Origin of the sequence: Prevotella sp. Sow4_E9_plate, assembly GCF_052116205.1 — a bacterium.
Lineage (GTDB): Bacteria > Bacteroidota > Bacteroidia > Bacteroidales > Bacteroidaceae > Prevotella.
In genome coordinates this window covers 93,754-110,398 of the sequence record NZ_JBQKLN010000008.1, presented here as the reverse complement: position 1 = coordinate 110,398, position 16,645 = coordinate 93,754, and the positions used below count along the sequence as shown (strand labels likewise).

The 16,645-nt window shown below is 38.2% G+C and carries 16 protein-coding genes and 1 pseudogene; all 17 read right to left on the bottom strand.

Annotated features, from left to right (window positions below):
- Window positions 1-101: 101 nt before the first annotated feature.
- Complete coding sequence (locus ACTQ53_RS05145; protein WP_441932301.1) at window positions 102-797, bottom strand: caspase family protein; 696 nt, start codon at window positions 795-797, stop codon at window positions 102-104.
- On the bottom strand, window positions 794-1,411 hold the full coding sequence (locus tag ACTQ53_RS05140) for a hypothetical protein (RefSeq protein ID WP_441932300.1): 618 nt from the start codon (window positions 1,409-1,411) through the stop codon (window positions 794-796). Before ACTQ53_RS05140 ends, ACTQ53_RS05145 begins: the two co-directional genes overlap by 4 nt.
- A 2-nt stretch (window positions 1,412-1,413) precedes the next feature.
- Window positions 1,414-2,673 (bottom strand): tetratricopeptide repeat protein, encoded by a 1,260-nt coding sequence (locus ACTQ53_RS05135; protein ID WP_441932299.1) that lies wholly within the window; start codon window positions 2,671-2,673, stop codon window positions 1,414-1,416.
- Window positions 2,670-3,494, bottom strand: coding sequence for a tetratricopeptide repeat protein (locus ACTQ53_RS05130; RefSeq protein WP_441932298.1), 825 nt, complete (start codon window positions 3,492-3,494; stop codon window positions 2,670-2,672). The genes ACTQ53_RS05135 and ACTQ53_RS05130 overlap by 4 nt, the downstream gene beginning before the upstream one ends.
- Window positions 3,495-3,501: 7 nt before the next feature.
- Window positions 3,502-4,659, bottom strand: coding sequence for an SEL1-like repeat protein (locus ACTQ53_RS05125; protein ID WP_441932297.1), 1,158 nt, complete (start codon window positions 4,657-4,659; stop codon window positions 3,502-3,504).
- Between the two features lie 432 nt (window positions 4,660-5,091).
- Window positions 5,092-5,655, bottom strand: a complete 564-nt coding sequence (locus tag ACTQ53_RS05120; RefSeq protein ID WP_441932296.1) for a hypothetical protein — start codon at window positions 5,653-5,655, stop codon at window positions 5,092-5,094.
- Window positions 5,656-5,659: 4 nt separating this feature from the next.
- The gene (locus ACTQ53_RS05115; protein ID WP_441932295.1) at window positions 5,660-7,150 is read right to left on the bottom strand and encodes a trypsin-like peptidase domain-containing protein; all 1,491 of its coding nucleotides are present in this window, start codon (window positions 7,148-7,150) and stop codon (window positions 5,660-5,662) included.
- A 102-nt stretch (window positions 7,151-7,252) separates the two neighbouring features.
- Window positions 7,253-8,848 carry a protein kinase domain-containing protein gene (locus ACTQ53_RS05110; protein WP_441932294.1) on the bottom strand — a complete coding sequence of 532 codons (1,596 nt, stop codon included), beginning with the start codon at window positions 8,846-8,848 and terminating at the stop codon, window positions 7,253-7,255.
- Window positions 8,849-8,861: 13 nt separating this feature from the next.
- Window positions 8,862-10,004 (bottom strand): PP2C family protein-serine/threonine phosphatase, encoded by a 1,143-nt coding sequence (locus tag ACTQ53_RS05105; RefSeq protein ID WP_441932292.1) that lies wholly within the window; start codon window positions 10,002-10,004, stop codon window positions 8,862-8,864.
- 8 nt (window positions 10,005-10,012) lie between these two features.
- The gene (locus ACTQ53_RS05100) at window positions 10,013-10,624 is read right to left on the bottom strand and encodes an FHA domain-containing protein (RefSeq protein WP_441932290.1); all 612 of its coding nucleotides are present in this window, start codon (window positions 10,622-10,624) and stop codon (window positions 10,013-10,015) included.
- Between the two features lie 25 nt (window positions 10,625-10,649).
- Complete coding sequence (locus tag ACTQ53_RS05095; RefSeq protein ID WP_441932289.1) at window positions 10,650-11,597, bottom strand: hypothetical protein; 948 nt, start codon at window positions 11,595-11,597, stop codon at window positions 10,650-10,652.
- Window positions 11,598-11,702: 105 nt separating this feature from the next.
- On the bottom strand, window positions 11,703-12,392 hold the full coding sequence (locus ACTQ53_RS05090; protein ID WP_441932288.1) for an FHA domain-containing protein: 690 nt from the start codon (window positions 12,390-12,392) through the stop codon (window positions 11,703-11,705).
- Window positions 12,393-12,413: 21 nt separating this feature from the next.
- Window positions 12,414-12,776, bottom strand: a complete 363-nt coding sequence (locus tag ACTQ53_RS05085; protein WP_228119568.1) for a LytTR family transcriptional regulator DNA-binding domain-containing protein — start codon at window positions 12,774-12,776, stop codon at window positions 12,414-12,416.
- 507 nt (window positions 12,777-13,283) lie between these two features.
- Window positions 13,284-13,700, bottom strand: coding sequence for a hypothetical protein (locus ACTQ53_RS05080; RefSeq protein WP_117587436.1), 417 nt, complete (start codon window positions 13,698-13,700; stop codon window positions 13,284-13,286).
- A gap of 442 nt (window positions 13,701-14,142) precedes the next feature.
- A complete protein-coding gene (locus tag ACTQ53_RS05075; RefSeq protein ID WP_441932286.1) occupies window positions 14,143-14,373 on the bottom strand; it encodes a hypothetical protein in 231 nt (76 codons plus the stop codon).
- Between the two features lie 129 nt (window positions 14,374-14,502).
- Entirely contained in the window at window positions 14,503-14,796 is a 294-nt protein-coding gene (locus tag ACTQ53_RS05070) for a hypothetical protein (RefSeq protein WP_264949934.1), read from the bottom strand.
- A 77-nt stretch (window positions 14,797-14,873) separates the two neighbouring features.
- Window positions 14,874-16,230, bottom strand: a pseudogene (locus ACTQ53_RS05065) (AAA family ATPase).
- Window positions 16,231-16,645: the final 415 nt, after the last annotated feature.

Genomic DNA, 16,645 nt, shown 5'->3' with positions numbered 1-16,645 from the left:
CTACGCAACTGCTGAGCTGCTTTCTTGTAATCAATTTCTAAGTTGTCCATAATATAAAAACTGTGTTAAACTACTTTTATTGTAGCTTGACACAGTTTAGTTTACACTCTCAACTTACCCCACATTACGGGATGTTGACGATTCCCTGATGCTTCTACTACTCCCTGATGTACGAAATTATAGATTTCCTTAGCCGTGATAACTCTATCCTTGTTTGTATCAGCACCACCTCGCAAGCCACGTTCCAAGAACACAGTAAACAGGCTGTTCTTGAAACCTGTTTGTCTTGGAGTTTCTAAGGATTTCTCCGTTGAACGGGAAGAGAGAAAGAACATCACATTCTCTTTAGAATAGTTAGTACTCCTCTTATTCGTATTTCTCATTTTCCCAGCAAAGCAAGCATCCACGAATATCATTTTCTGCTGAGCTTTACTCTGTCTCATAATGCTCAATACAGAAGAGTAATACAAAAATCCATCGTAACACACCAATCCACCAGGCACACCATGACCACTAAAGTATAGGATAATAGCATCTGATGGCGAAGCCTTGGCAAATGTATTACGCATTGCAGTACATACCTTTTTGATTGTAACGTCTGAATTGACAAAACAATCAACCGTAGCATTACCATTCTTGGTAAAGATGCCCGATATGGTCATGGCATCATTCGCACTTACCCGAAGGTCGTTCTGACGACCGGGATAATCGGCGATGCCAACACATACGATATAGGTTCTTGCTTGTAGCGCAGAAATGCACAACAAGAAAAACATTATAATTGCTAATCGTCTCATTCTTTCATCTCCTCCACTGACACATCATTTAGAAAACACTTATAACTACTAGATATTTGAATTCCGTTATGATACACATCAATATATTTGGTATTTATCATTGCATCATATGCAGACTTAACATTCATAGTCTCTGCATATGTCTTATAAAATTGAAAGAGAAGTTCCAGTTCTTTAGAATGAACAAGTCCTTCTCCTGCTATCAAACACTTACAAAACTTAGTTTTTGAAAGTTTTTCCCCTAGTGACGAAGAGAAACAAGCTTGCAAAAACAAAATCAAATTACAATCTACAGCTTCATTCAAAGGCTTAACAGTTTGTATAAACTCATCCCATAATATACAATCATCATCAGATTGATTTACTTCATACCCTTTAAATGCTATTCCATTTTCATCACCATGTACACACAAGTGAAGGACAAGAGTTGTCTCTTTTGAAACCTGCTTCAACAAACTAGTTACAACTTCTTTGAAATCTTTCTTATTTTCAACAGTCTCAAAACATACATTCAGCCCTTGATACAATGGATTATCTTTAATTTCACATTTCATCATCCCCAAAAAATCATATGAACCTTCTGGCATTGATTCTATAAAAACTACATTACCCATAATTATCTTTCTTGTTTTAAATCCTTTAAATGCTCTATAATATCTTGATGCAATCCCAACGCTGCATCTTTTTCATACCAATAGATTGCCTTATCAATATCCTTTTCTGTTCCAAGACCAAATTCATAGCAAGCCCCTAAATATTTATATGCAATAAAGCCCATAATGCCACATAGATTTGCCGCATCATAAAACAACTTATAAGCCAGTTTATAATCTTGACTTACACCATCACCTTGAAAATATATGATACCAAGAGTAGCCATTGCTGGACCATTTTTCTTTAAAGCAGCTTGGCTTAGATAATGAACAGCTTCTTGCATATCTTTCTTTATTCCATTTCCCCGATAATAACAAAAGCCAACTTCAAATAATCCCATACCATCTCCACTTTTAGCAGATTTCAAAAAATATTCAAATGCCAAATGAGGATTCTCCTCTATACCACGTCCTCCCTTATAACACTCTCCAACCCAAAGAGCAGCATCAGAATTTCCACAATCAGCAGCCCTTTTAAAATAGCGAAAGGATTTGTACGCATCCTTCTCTACATTTTCACCATTATGATATTTGTATCCAAGTTCATAAAAAGCATCAGCATCATTATTGTCCGCGGCAAGCATAAAATATTGTAAACTCTTATTCTTATCAACGACTACACCTTTTCCTTTGTCATACATAAATCCAATCGCACATTGAGCAACAGCATTTCCTTTATCGGCAGCTTGTTTATAAAAAGCAGCAGCCTTACTCCAATTTTGTTCTACGCCAAACCCATTAAAATAACACCAAGCCAAATATACTGTAGCTTCAACATTTCCTTTCAAATGAGCTTTTTGAAAATACTTAAATGCAAACATCTCATTTTTATCTGTGCCCAAACCATCGGCATAACATAAGCCGATTTTACATTGAGCCTCTGCTAAGCCTTTGTCTGCAGCCATCTTTAAGTATTTTGCCGCCAAAGAAAAACTTTGGGGTACAGTCTGTCCATAATAGTAAAGATAACCTAATGCAAACTGCGCCTTGGCATCTCCCTGCTTAATTGCAGCATTCATTAATTCTTGGCTATAAACATTATAGTCTATTCCTGCCGTGTATTTTACAGTTACCCTTTTCCCCCATGTTTGAGTAAATCTTTCCTGCACCCGAGGAGGTTCTATGGGACGCATTGCTGGTTGTCTCGACAAAGGCTGTATTTGAGCCTTTATCGAGAGAGCCATTGAAACAAGCAAAAACAAAAAAAATATCTTTCTCATCATTTTCCATTAATTTCATTCAACATCTCTATAGACCGTTTATCTCCTAACGATGCACCCTGCTTAAATAGTTCTATAGCTTTATTCTTATCTTGCTGACTAGGATTATTATTACACAAAGAACCTATAGAATACAAAAGAACTCCTAATGTTCCCATACAATACGAATCGTGATATTTCTCAACACCCAATTTTAGCAATTGCATTGCTTCTGCGTACCTATATTGATTTACTAAAAGAATATTTAGATTGTGAATGGCTTTTGCTTGTCCTTTTGGTCCATTGTCTATAGCAAGTCTATAATACTTTTCTGCCAAATCTAATTTTCCACTTTCACTATACAAATGACCTAAATTGTAATAAGCCCAATTACTTGGAACTTTAGCTGCTAACAACAGATACTTTTCTGCTAATTCCTTTTTTCCAAAATCTGAGCAATAAGATCCAAACTCTCCCATTGCCTCAGGAAGGAATTGATCAGCTGCTTTTTTCAGCCACTTCATCCCCTCATCTATATTTTTATTACGATCTATTCCTTCCATATAACTAATTCCTAACAAATATTGAGCTTCAGCTATATTATATTCTTTTGCCCCACACTCTATAATTACAGGAATGCCATACCAACGTCCATTTACATCACCTTGATAATAGTCTTTCACCGTTTTTTCTACATCTACTTTTATAGATTTACCATTCATAGAAAATGTCCGAATTTTCGTCTTTTCCATTTGACAAACTTCAACTACATCACTTGCGGATTTTTGTGCGAGAACAAATCCAACACAAAAAAATAAAATAAAAACAGATATTAAACGTTTCATATTAAAATTATTTTAAATTATTCAAAGCCTCTATTGCATGTTGCTCACCTTGCGCAGCAGCCTTTTGAAACCATACTTTTGCTTTATATTTATCAACCTCCCCTACAGAACCATCGAGAAAACTTTCACCAAGACAGTATTGAGCCAAGGCATTACCTTGGTTAGCAGAACTAATAAAGTACCCTATAGCCTTCTTTACATCTTTAGGTGCAACATCATCACCACACATATAATGTATGCCAAGGCGAACTTGTGATTCTGCGAATCCTTGTTCTGCAGACAAAGTATATCGCTTAAATGCTTCTTTAGGATTCCGTTCAACCCCCAATCCCTCATTGTAACAAACGGCTAACCAATGATTACCTTCCAATGAACCATTATTTGCAGATTGCGTAAACCATTCAAATGCTTTCTCGTCATTTTTAGCTACACCTCTACCATACAAATAGAACTTACCAACAGCAGCTTGTGCATCAGCATTTCTCAACATTGCACTACGCATGAAATATTCAAAAGCTTTTGAAGGATTCATTACTATTCCTTGCCCAATATCATAAATTGCTCCAAGCCAATAAAGAGCGTAAGAGTTATTTTCATTCGCACTTTTTTCAAAAAACATTCTAGATTTTTGATAATCTATTGTAGTTCCAATTCCATTATAATAATCATACGCCAAATAGTAATAAGCATCCTTGCACTCATTAGCAGCAGCCATTTGAAGGTACCTATGCCCTTCTTCGGTATTTTGTACAACACCATCAACTCCCATCTGAAGAAGTCTACCCCATGTATATTGAGCTGCAGGATATTTGCTTTCTAAAGCTTTCTTCAGATAAAACTGAGCATTCTTCTCATCAACATCAACTCCCAACCCTTGAGCATAAACCTTTGAGAGTGCATACTGAGCACTGGCATTGCCTTTATCTGCTTCAACTTTCAATGCCTCACTATACATATTATAATCCACATTAGTAACCTTCAAATGCTTATCAACTCGCTTATATACAACTTTTGTATGATTATCAGCAAAAGTTGAACTCCAAGCAGAACGCAAAGTAGGCTTTTCTTTTTTACGCACAATCTCTCCTCCCAATGATTGTGCATGTGCTTCAAAAGCACAAAGCACAAACAAAACAAGAACTATCTTTTTCATTTCAATCTTCATATTTTTCCCTTTTATTCATTATTGAAACGTTTTAGAGAATCTGCCTATTTGCGATTTGAACTACGATTTAATATAAGCCGTGCGAATCTCTCATACTCATCATATCCGATGTACGCAAATAGTGATTCTCTTTTTTTACTTACTAAAGCCTGTAAAGATATAGTCTATTAGTATATTTAAACAATATTCAACATCGTGTCCAACTAGTGGGTCCAAATAAAAATTGCAAAATAAACTAACGACCACCTTTACAGCGTCTTTAGTAAGCTATAACCTTTTCTAGGTCATAACATATTAGTTTAAATCATTAAACAAATTAAAGAAGAGTCCGCACTTGCCTCACTTTTCAACCTCCAAATTAAACACTTCAATTGGCAGGAAAATGGATTAGCCGTTTTATAATATTTTACATTCTCTGTATATACATTACATCTACTTACCAACAATGCCTGCAAGAGTAGAATCATTACCTATAACTCCCACCAACTCTAAGACTAAATTGTCATCCAATCCCATAATTATGCTTACAGCATTTAGGTTAAGAGTCTCATTTTGCCTTGCCATTAATGACAACATAGAATTCCAATTTTGGTGTCCCAAGAGGTTATCATACAAAGCAGAAAAAGTATAAATAGTATTATCACCATTCTTTTGTACACTCATTCCACTAAGTGATGCACACGACAAAACTTTCTTCGTCTCTGCATTTATAATGAACCAACGTAGACTATTACCAGCCACATGCTCCAACACAAATAATACACTCATATCAATTTGTTGATGTTCAACATCTAACATTTGAATTTGATTACGTCTTACACTCAAAAATGCAGGAATGACAAGAACCTTGCCATTATTAGAAGGCTGCAACGTACTAACTTCACCTACATCAAATATAGGCAAGAGTACCTTCTTACTATTTTGCGCCATACCTCCAATCGTAAAAACAGACATAAGAATCACCAATAATCCTTTCAAAAGAAATTGCTTCTTCATAATTTTATTTATTTAATTCACTTAATATTTCATTTTTCCGTTCTATAAACAAAGGACGTGGATAAAGAGAATACGCTTCATCCAAATCTTTTACAGCATCAGCTAACACTAATTTCAAATCATAAGGTCGTTCTACTAACGCCTTACTTGCCTTTGCCATACCTCGCAAGCCCAATATATCAGCTTTTTCGTTATGACGATTCTGGGGAACCAAAGACAATGCTTTATTTATATCCATCAACCCCTCATTAAACGAACGCAAATCAAAGAATTTGATGTCACCTCTTATAAAATATGATCTATAATAGTTCGGTGCCAATTCTATTGCACTTTCACAATCTAGTATAGCTCCTCCAACATCGTGAAGATGCCGTTTGATTTCAGCTCTTTCAATATAGCTCACAGGATCTGTACCATCCAATTCTATAGCATGATTAGAATAATCCAGAGCTTCCCTTAGGCGTTCTGGAACATTTTTATAATACTCAGACAAAATATACGCCAGCTGAGCATAAGCACCATTTCTATTCGAATCTATTTCTATGCACTTCTTCAAAACAAACACAATTTGTTCTAACACAGACCTATCCTCTACATTCATATCAGTATTTATCAAGAATTGGTTCCTTAAAAATGCAGAATAGTGCATATTATACTCATAGTTACCATAATTTACCATTTTACAAGCATTAGCTAAATCAGCTAAGCCTGCTTCTACGTCAAGTTCTCCGCGACATTGAAAAACGCCACGATAATATAATGCAAGATGATTAGTTGGATTTACCGACAATACATTACTCAACATTTTTACCGCTTTATAATATTCCCCACCTTCACCATAAGAATAAGCCTTTTTTACATCTGCAGTTTCCATTGGATTTGTAACCATTTCGCTTATTGGTAGATCAAGACTTCTACTTAACGCTTTGATATTGCTTACACTTATAGCATAAGAAACATTTAAACTACCATTTATCTTGTCTGTAAGGAGTCCAACGACTTCTCCTGTACCAATAACCACAGGTAAGCCTGAAGAATATTTCTCTATTGGCAATGTCGTTTGCAATACATCGCCATAACCTTGCAACTTAATCCTTTGTAGAAACAACCCAGTTTGCACTGTATTATTTGTTCTATATTGTTTTGGCATTCCAAAACTAAAGACAGCACTACCTTGCTCAATATTCTTAACAGCAAGTTTCAATGGTCGCACTTTATTTTTTACATTTACCTTAAATTTCACCAAATCAAGCTTTGGGTTATAATCAAGAACCTGACTTATTTCGAATTGTTCACCTTTAGAAGTTTGAACATATCCCTTTACTGCACCTTGCAGAACATGGAAATTAGTTACTCCTACTCCTGATGAAGACAAGAAAAAGCCTGTACCATGTGAAAAAGGAACTCCATTTTCATTCTCAGCTACCACAGAAAAGACAGCCTCCCTCAAATTAATATTAGAAGTGAATTTGGTTGTAGGCCTTTTACGTACCATTGTTATAGGATTAGTTTTCCTCGTTATTGTCGTTTGCTGACAATAACAAGGAGAAAAAGAAAACAATATTATTATCGTAAATAAATATCTCATTGCTAACATTTAAACATTCTGTAAAAAATTACCTTTTTTATCATACCAAGCACCTTTCTTTGGTTGACCATTACTATCAAATGTACCGATAAACTGTTCACCTGTTGTCTTTACAGTATATGTACCTTTCGAAAAATGGTTATCATAGAAAGAACCTGTGTATATATCACCATTTGGATAAATGAAAGTTGCATTATCACCTTCCATCCTACCACGATTAAAAGGTCCCTTATACTTTCTACCATCACTAAAGGTAAGTTCACCATTATCATCACATGGATAAAATCTACCGGGATCAGGATTTGTCAGTACTGTTCCTGTATATTTTACCGTTTGATTAAAGAATACCTCTTCCTTATTCTCCACATAAACTCCATCTGAATCAGCAGTTGCTTCTCCAACAAAATAAGCAGAGTCTGAATCAGTACTAGCGACATTGGTATTTGCTGCTGTACGAGCAGATTGAGGTAAGAATAATATTGCTAAAATAACAAGCAACGCTATTACTAAACAAGCCATAAGTTTTAAATAGATATGACTATTAGAAGAATTCGTTTGTTCTTTTTCATTACACTTTTCTTGTTCATTGACCTCTGTTTCTACTTTTTCAGCCTTATCAGCCCACACTGTCTCTTCATCATCATTACCAGGATTAGCATAAGATTGATGAGGACTAAACGCTTTTGTATCTTCAATGTTAGAAGTTGCAGCAGAAGCCTGTTGCGAGATACGTCTTATCTCCCCAACATTCTTCGGTCTCTTCAATCTATTCACTTGCATCATCCAAACCACCAATTTCTTCATTTCCTCAGAGACATTGGGCATTGGGAGGGCAAGATGCTTGTCCTCTGTCTCATCTTCAGAAAGGTCAGAAACTGATGGTGGGTCTTGATTGGTAAGTAACTTATACATAGTAGCACCAAGAGCATAGAAGTCTGTCCATGGTCCAAACTTATCATAGCTCTGCGCCATTTGCTCACTAGGGGCATAGCCGTTCGTATAACTGATGCCAGTGCTCATCGTAGCACCACCTACCGTACTCTGCTGCTTACTTGCACCAAAGTCTATCAACTTGACCACATCATGACTATCCACCATAATATTGGCAGGCTTGATGTCAAGATGGAACATACCTTCGTCATGGATTGCCTCAAGTCCATCCAATATCTGATTCAAGTAATTGCGAACCTCAGACTCTGCCAAAGGTGCATTGGTACGCTTCAAACGTGCAGATAGATTTTCTCCATCCACATAATCCATCACATAATATGCAGTACCATTCTCCTCGAAAAGGTCATAGACCTTGACAATATGAGGATTGTTGAGACTACGGAGACGGCGAGCTTCTTTCTTGAACTTCTCTCGCTGTTGCTCAAAGCTATTGGTATTCTCGGCATTACTTACACTAATGGTAGTGCTATTACCATCACGCTGGCACACTCCTTTTACAAAGAACTCTTTGATGGCATAAGTCTCATCAAACTCAATGTTCTTTGCTAAATAGGTGTTGCCGAAACCACCAGATGATAAGTAGCTTTCTATCTTGTAAGTTCCGTGTAGGATGGTTCCTACTTGGAGCATATTTTGATTATTTAGTTCGTCCATTTTTTATTGTATCTTACTTTATTGAATCTGGTTTTGTTGTATCTGTCTTTGACTCTTGCTGGCTATTAAACTCTTTCACGGTCATCATAGAATCTTCATGAAGAGAATCAAGCAAAGCAGCCTCTGCTTGATGCTTGCTATAGTAGCCATATCCAAACATTCCTACAACAGCCAACACCACTATTGCCATGAAAGCAACAAACAGGAATTTCTTTCTTTTCTGCTTATTCTCCATCGCAACAATCACACTATCAGGAACAGGCGGTGGTGTACCAGCAGGCTTAACGATTTCAACATCAAGAGAAGTGCTCACCTCTTCCACAACAGGCTTGATATTCAAAGCATTGCATTTCGCCGTAGGCTCTTCATTCACAAGGCTCACATCAGCCTCTTCATGATTCACCTCTTTGATATGTACAATATAAGCAGAATGATTATCTTTATTATCTGAGGTTTCTGAAATCAGCATCTGTCGCTTCTCTTCACCACGAACATTCGCAGAGAAGACATCCAACAGTTCCCCATCCTCCATCTGTTCCAACATGCCGTCAGAACAAATATAGAAGTAATCACCTGGCTGAATATCTGAAATATGGATAACATCAGGTTTTGGATGATTTCTGTCTCCAGCTATCATCGCACGGGTGATGACATTTTTCTGTGGAAATGTCTTCATCTCCTCATAGGTCAACTCACCAGTCTGATAAAGATCATACACCAGGGAATGGTCACGACTCTTATATAATATGGTATGCGAAGATGGGCGGAGATGGTATATTCTACTATCTCCAATGTGGGCTGCCGTACATCCATTACTGTGAAAATACAGCAAAGTTAAAGTTGTTCCCATCTGACGGGAATCTCCCGCAATAGCCAGTTTATCCAGTTCTTCGTAGGCATACGCCAAAGCATCAGATAGCAACTTATCTTCCAAGCCTTCGGAAGCAACTGCATGCTGCAATAAAAACGAAGAAAGACTTTTGCAAATACTTTGGCTTGCCACCTCGCCATGCTCATGTCCACCCATACCATCACAGAGCAAAAACAAACGGTCATTCTCCGTTGCTTTGCCCTCTATTGGATAGATGCTATCTTCCTGGTTCGCCCTTTTACCCAACTCATGGATAGCTAAAGGCTGATATATCTTGATTCTCATTGTTAGCTTTATTTTTGATGATAAACAACGGTTGTGTTACCCATCTTGATGATACTTCCTTCTGACAATATGAGCTGGTCACCCTCGTTCAATAATTGTCCATTCACATAACTGGCATTTTTATTATGGTAGTTAGACACCACCACCCGAACCTTGTCCGTAGAAGCCTTAATTACCTGGATGACAAGATGCTGACGACTCATATATCTATCATCAGTAGCTATCTGTACAGTTGCCTGAGAAGTAGTAGCCTTGCGACCTATCACATTATTGCCGAACCCTAACGGATACTTCTGACCACCATAGAGCAAATAACCAGGAGTAACCTCTTCTTTCTTGCCTGCAAGGATTGTTTCATCAGATTGAGAAGGAGAAGAGGAATACCCCACGTAACGAGTTTCTCCATTATCTCGATTCACATACTGAGTCTCACCATTGCTGTTACCAACATATTCTGTTTCCCCAGAAGATTGCGGAGTTGCAGCATGTTGCTGTGAGAACATCACTCTCAGCTGAGCTTTACATTGAGGACAAGTAATCATCTTTACAGCTTCGTTTTGAGAATTTCTCACGTCAAGCAATACACCGCAACTCGGACATTTGATTCTTTTACTTTCCATGGCCACCATCTATTTTAATCAATGTTTATGCCATCTGAATATCAGCATCAGACATATAGTCTGGCATATCAGGAGCAACATCAGGATTCTCCAAGGATGCTGTTTGGAGATTTGGATCAGCAGAATCATCAACTCCGGCATCAGCGAAATCACTACCACTTGGGGTAATCACTTGTCCTGTATGCAAATCAATTGCTTCACCAACGTCAATACTTCCATTGCCATTGGCATCACAAATCGCAACATCAGGATTTCCATCCTGATCAAAATCTACCACACTCACTTCCTGACCATCCACGTCGAAAACACCCACTGTAGCCATGGAGCCATCAGCAAGCTGAACTTCACCCGCATTAACCAAATGAACATCTGCATTTTGGTCATCAGCCACCTGCACATCACTTGCCTGATGCAAATTTGCATCATTGTGAGCAACAGATACATCCTGGTCTGCATGAGAAGAATGAGATACCACAGCAACATCTTCAGTTTGATGAGGAGCAGCATTCATTTCTTCTGCACGTACTTCTGGCTTTACAGCCTGAGCATAGTCGTTCTTTTCTGCATCTGTCATGTTGTTCCACTCGTCCTCGGTATAAGTACTATAGATATTACCATGCCAATGGAAAGCGCCACCAGGACCAATTTCGGCTCTAGCGGCATCAAAAGCCTCCTTAAAGCTCTGCTCATCATGACTCTCAGCTACCTTGATAGAGGCATTATCATTAGCTGCAGCAGCATCTTGCGATGGATTCTCCCCTTCCGGTTTTGTATCGGGAGTTTCTTCTGTATTTGCTGCAAAGGCATCTGTGGCATACATAGCACTTGCACCTAACAAAATACCAGCAGCACCACCTACCACTACTTTCTTCCAAGTTGCTTTATCAGCAGCGTTCTTAGTTTTATCTTTACTTTCCTGTCTTACTTCAGGATGTGTATTATCGAAATACAATGTTTCTTCATTCTGTGCCATAATCATACTTTTAAAATTATAACTGGTGCAAATATAGTGAAATAATAAATAGATAGGTGCTAATTCTGTACTCATTACACAAAACCTATCTTCTATTGTACAAAATCACTTTTTAATTTTAGCCTTGCAATAAGGACAAGCCTCATTCTGCATTAAAACTCCATAAGACAGAAAGCCCAGGAAGTGATGACAATGAGGACACACATAATGCTGCTGAAACTCTTCAGTTAACTGCTTCTGCCTTAACGGTCCCTTAGAAGAATCCTTATATGCTTTTACAGTAAAGCCTACAGAAATCAAAATACCTAAGAGATACAAACCTATATAAAGAGGAGTCTCTCTAAATTCTGGGAAAATGATACTCAAAGCGATGGCTCCCATGGTAATCAAACCAGTAATGCCACGAAGAGAATTAAACTTGCGGTCAGCAATTTGCTGATCAAGTTTATGCTCATCATATTCTTCCCAAACACGCTGCAATGGACGAAAATCTACCATTTGAGGAACAAAACTCTTTATCCAATCCCAACTAACCAAAAATTTGCTTGGACCAAGTTCTATTTTATCCTTTTCCATGATAGTCTTTGCCATTATTTCCACTCCATTGACAAAAGTAACGTTCTGAGGTTTTAGATTCGTAATTCTATAAGAACCATCTGGATTAATGGTCAAACTACAGTGTTGACGGCTCACAGTCATAGGAACACTTCCAGCAACCCCAAAAGTCTCGGATTGTTGTCCCATTGTTATTCTCAATTGAGATGTAGCAGCATCACGTCCAATGATTAATTCCATAAAATTCTTTGCTTGATTAGTTTATTTTTTAGTTATGAGTAAATCCTTCATTTGCTTCAAGGCTTCCTTAGAAATACCTAAAGCAAAAGCAAAATGCTCATAATCGGATAATATCAACTGTTGCTTTTGCGTATTGACCTGATAGATGTAGCCAGTGTTGATGATAAAGCGCTTACCCACTCGCATAAAAATACTCTTGCAATCTACAAGATGCTCTGCCAAGTACTTCTCCATCTGAGTCAAATTCAGACAAACAACAGCCTTCAGTTTGTTAATAGTAACAATCTGTGTATAATTGCCATCTCCTTCGAAATAAACAATTTTGGAAACATCTAATCTTAAGAGTTCCGTCTTTGTATTGAATACGATAAATTGACTATCCATATTTACCATTTACATCGCTGACTTGTTCCCAGAAGTAGCTATCGGTCATTAAGTTTTCAATGAAAAAGCGTGGGACTATTGCTTATTACCGGATAGAGGTTGTGGAAGGACCCGTCAGCAAGTAATAATGCAATAGCCCACGCCATAGAGTATATTAACATCTTCTTCCATAGAGAAAAAGATACAATAATCCTTAGACGTGAGCATCATTGCCTATTTATCGTTAGCAGACTTTGAAACTTCCACATTTCTATCGCAAGATAACGTTCAATACGCTCATTCACTAGAGCCTTCATCGTGCCCGTTCATTTCCGTTCACTCATAACTCTATTGCAAAAGTAAGAAATCTTTTTAATACCGCCAAACTTTTCCTCTATTATTTCTTCCAACAGGCTTACTTTTATGAAATTTCCACCAAAAAGGCATTGAAGTTTGCCACTGCTGAAAAAGATAATGCTTCCACATTTCAATCCATGACAACCTCAATGCCTATATCCTTAAACGGCTTTACAAATTAAAGTACACTTTACCGAAAGGCGCCGTGTTCGCCTTCCACTCAAAATTATTGGCTACAACCTCTCCGTCTAGGTTTCTAACCACCTTGCTAACGAGTGCATGTGTTCTCAACAAACTATCCAAAGGACCACCATAATAACCAACAACTGTCAATGATCTGCGTCCACCACTATACGTTTCTCTCACACGAATCTTGACTCTCACAACTTGATTGTTCTTAATATAATAAGCACCAACATCAGTATATTCCTCCGTAGGCTGAGGCATCTGCGGCATCTCCAAGCCAAATGATGGCACAGAATATTGCTGGGCAGGTGGATTTGTATATACTGGCTTATACTCTACAAACTGAGCATTTACACTCATTACACTTAGCATCATGGCTAAAATCAACATTACCTTCTTCATACCTTATTATATATTAAAAGGGTTATACTTCATGTTCCTCGTTCCACGATTTTTTCTTTTCCATCGCTTCCCGATTACGAGCGCAAAAGTAAGAAGATTATTTCTATCAGCCAAATATCTAAACCTACCTTGTATGAAATGCCGTTCTCAATGTACCAAATGACAAAGAGGAGGCGTCATAAGTCTAAATTACAGTTGGTGCATAACAGTTGACCTACGCATGCACATCACCTGTTGTGCAAGCGCATATCAGCTGCTATGCAAGCGCACAACAGCTGTTGTGCGACCGGAGATACTAACTAACTCAAAAACACATACTATCTTTTCTAACAACTTATACTATGTTTTCCAACAAAATATCAGTAACATTCCAACAAACAAAAAAGGGTGAATCATTTACTTATGACACACCCTCTTTGCTAAATCAGACACACAACTAATCTTATCTTATAATAGTATACTCAAACTCATAATCCCCATTCTTCAGCCATTCGGGAACATCTTCCCCATTTTCCATAAGGCCTTCTATATGAAACACCAGACTTTCCTTTGCCTCCTTTTGCAAAGCTTCAAAGGTTGGTGCTGTAAAAACCACCGCTCCTGGTACATTACTACCAAGAGAACCGCCAAAATTCCTGTCGCACCACGCAACGTCAACAATAATCTTTTCCATCATGTACTACTTTAGATTTTCCAAATCTCCCCCACAATACATCATAGCTAGACCCGCTCCGTACCAACTCCGTACCCTCTCCGTACCAACTCCGTATGATGGCTTGGATTGAAAAACAGGTTTAAAATACTATGTCCAGAACTCTTCTTCGCCAGAAGGCAGCATCCTGCCCCCGCATTTGGGGCATGTATGCATATCCCACTTGTGAATCCTGTCAGAACCGCATCTTAGACAGAGTCTTCCCACTAGAGAATTGAAGCTAGGTGCAGCATCACCTATCACTCCACCCACCACAAGAGGTACTATGTTCCTGCAGTCTGCACAAGACATGGCTTCAATATGCTGCCCCATGAAACCACGTCCCTCATATATTACGGTCTCGTACCCACATTCCTGGCATCTGAAAATCTTCTTTTTTGACATAATCCATCTCCTTCTTTATCTATTTTTATATTTTCAGAGTGCAATATTACACAAAGGCAGTATTCGTTTGCGATAACCTATTCCACCTTCCACCCATCAATGGTTCCCGTCTTCGATGAGAAGTTGCAGCCTATCTGATAAATCTTTCTGCCATCTGCAGCATATTCCCTGGCGTAGCCCATATCCTCTATCTGCTTCAGGGCTTCCTCTGCCGAACCATCACGCTTGAATTCGAAGATGTAGATATAGTTCGACGTCTCTACCACACAATCTACCCTACCTTCGCTTTGCTGCTTTGACCAGCGTCAAGAATCCGCTTCGCACCTCATCATTCGGAAAATCCAGGAGATAGGAATCGGTATCCATATTCCAATCTTTAATGGTGAGATAACCGCTCTGATAAATCATTGGCAACGGTGCTTCCACATCTGCCTTGTAGTCGATAAAACTACTCGTAGGATAAAACCTGTTGACCATCTCATTGATGTTCTCATCAAAATGAGACAACAAGCGAACAAGATAGGTTGGCGAACCGGTGCGGAACCAATAATCTGCCAGAATCTTCTTGCTCAGCGCATTCAAGATACTGAAAGGATTATAGATATCAAGCATATTAGGACTGAAGTGATAACCATCAAACTTCCTCTTCAGTTTGTATTTCATTCCTTCCTCTGTGGTCTTATATCTCACAGCCATCGCCTTGATCTGTTCCTCGAAAGTGGAATACAATTCCTCTTCCGTAATACCACAAAGAGCCTCGTAATGCTCGTCCATACTGATGTCGTTAGGCTGATTGAAACCACTGAACACGCTTACTTGTGAGAACTTGGTGACACCCGTGAGCAAGACAAACTGCAGATTAGCATCGGCAGCCTTGAAGACACTATAGAAACCTTTCAAAACATCACGATTCCAATCTTCCAACAACCGTTCTTCACCCTTTATTGATGTTTTGATTTGTGTATCAAGCACATCCAATATTGGCTTATCATACTCATCAATTAAAACCACGGCACGAAGTCCTGTTTTCTCATGAGCAGCTTTCAATACATATTCAAAACGACCTCCTAAGGAATCCCTGAAAGGACTTTTACCATATATCATCTCTTGCGATGCAACAAAGTTTTCTAATATGACCTCAAGTTCTCCAGGATTAGTAAAGTTATTACCATTGAAGTCGAGATGAAACACAGGATATTGCTTCCATTCCTTCTCCAACTTGTCGATGGCAAGCCCCTTGAACAACTCCTTCTTACCCTCGAAATAGCATTTCAAAGTAGATACGAGCAACGACTTTCCAAATCGTCGTGGACGACACAGAAAGTAAATTGTTCCATTATGAACCAAATCATAGACCAAGCCCGTCTTATCGAGATAAACATAGCCATCTTCTATGATTTGTTCGAAACTCTGTATGCCGATAGGATATTTCATATTGCTGCCTTTTTAAATTCTTTCGGCAAAGATACAAAAAATAATGATACGAGCAAAGGAATAGCCCGAAAAAATCACGAGATGCAAATTCCGACATATTTTTATTTTTTATGAGGGAACTATTTTTTGAAAGGCAAAACGTTTTTTACCCTTCACCAAAACGCCGTATACTTCTGTATAATAGCCATTTCTTCCACTGACATAAATAAATACATGACGTAGTAATAATATGTGCCTTGGGATGGCAAAAAATTGCCCCACTAAGAGTTCTCAACTTGCTGACACTGGTATCATAGTATAGCAAGTACCCGGACAAGACTGACATATTTGGCATGACAAGCCAAATCCCCTTGACGTACATCAAGGCATCAGACCATGCTGCTTGATATGCGTCAAAAAATGCCCTTCTTTCATC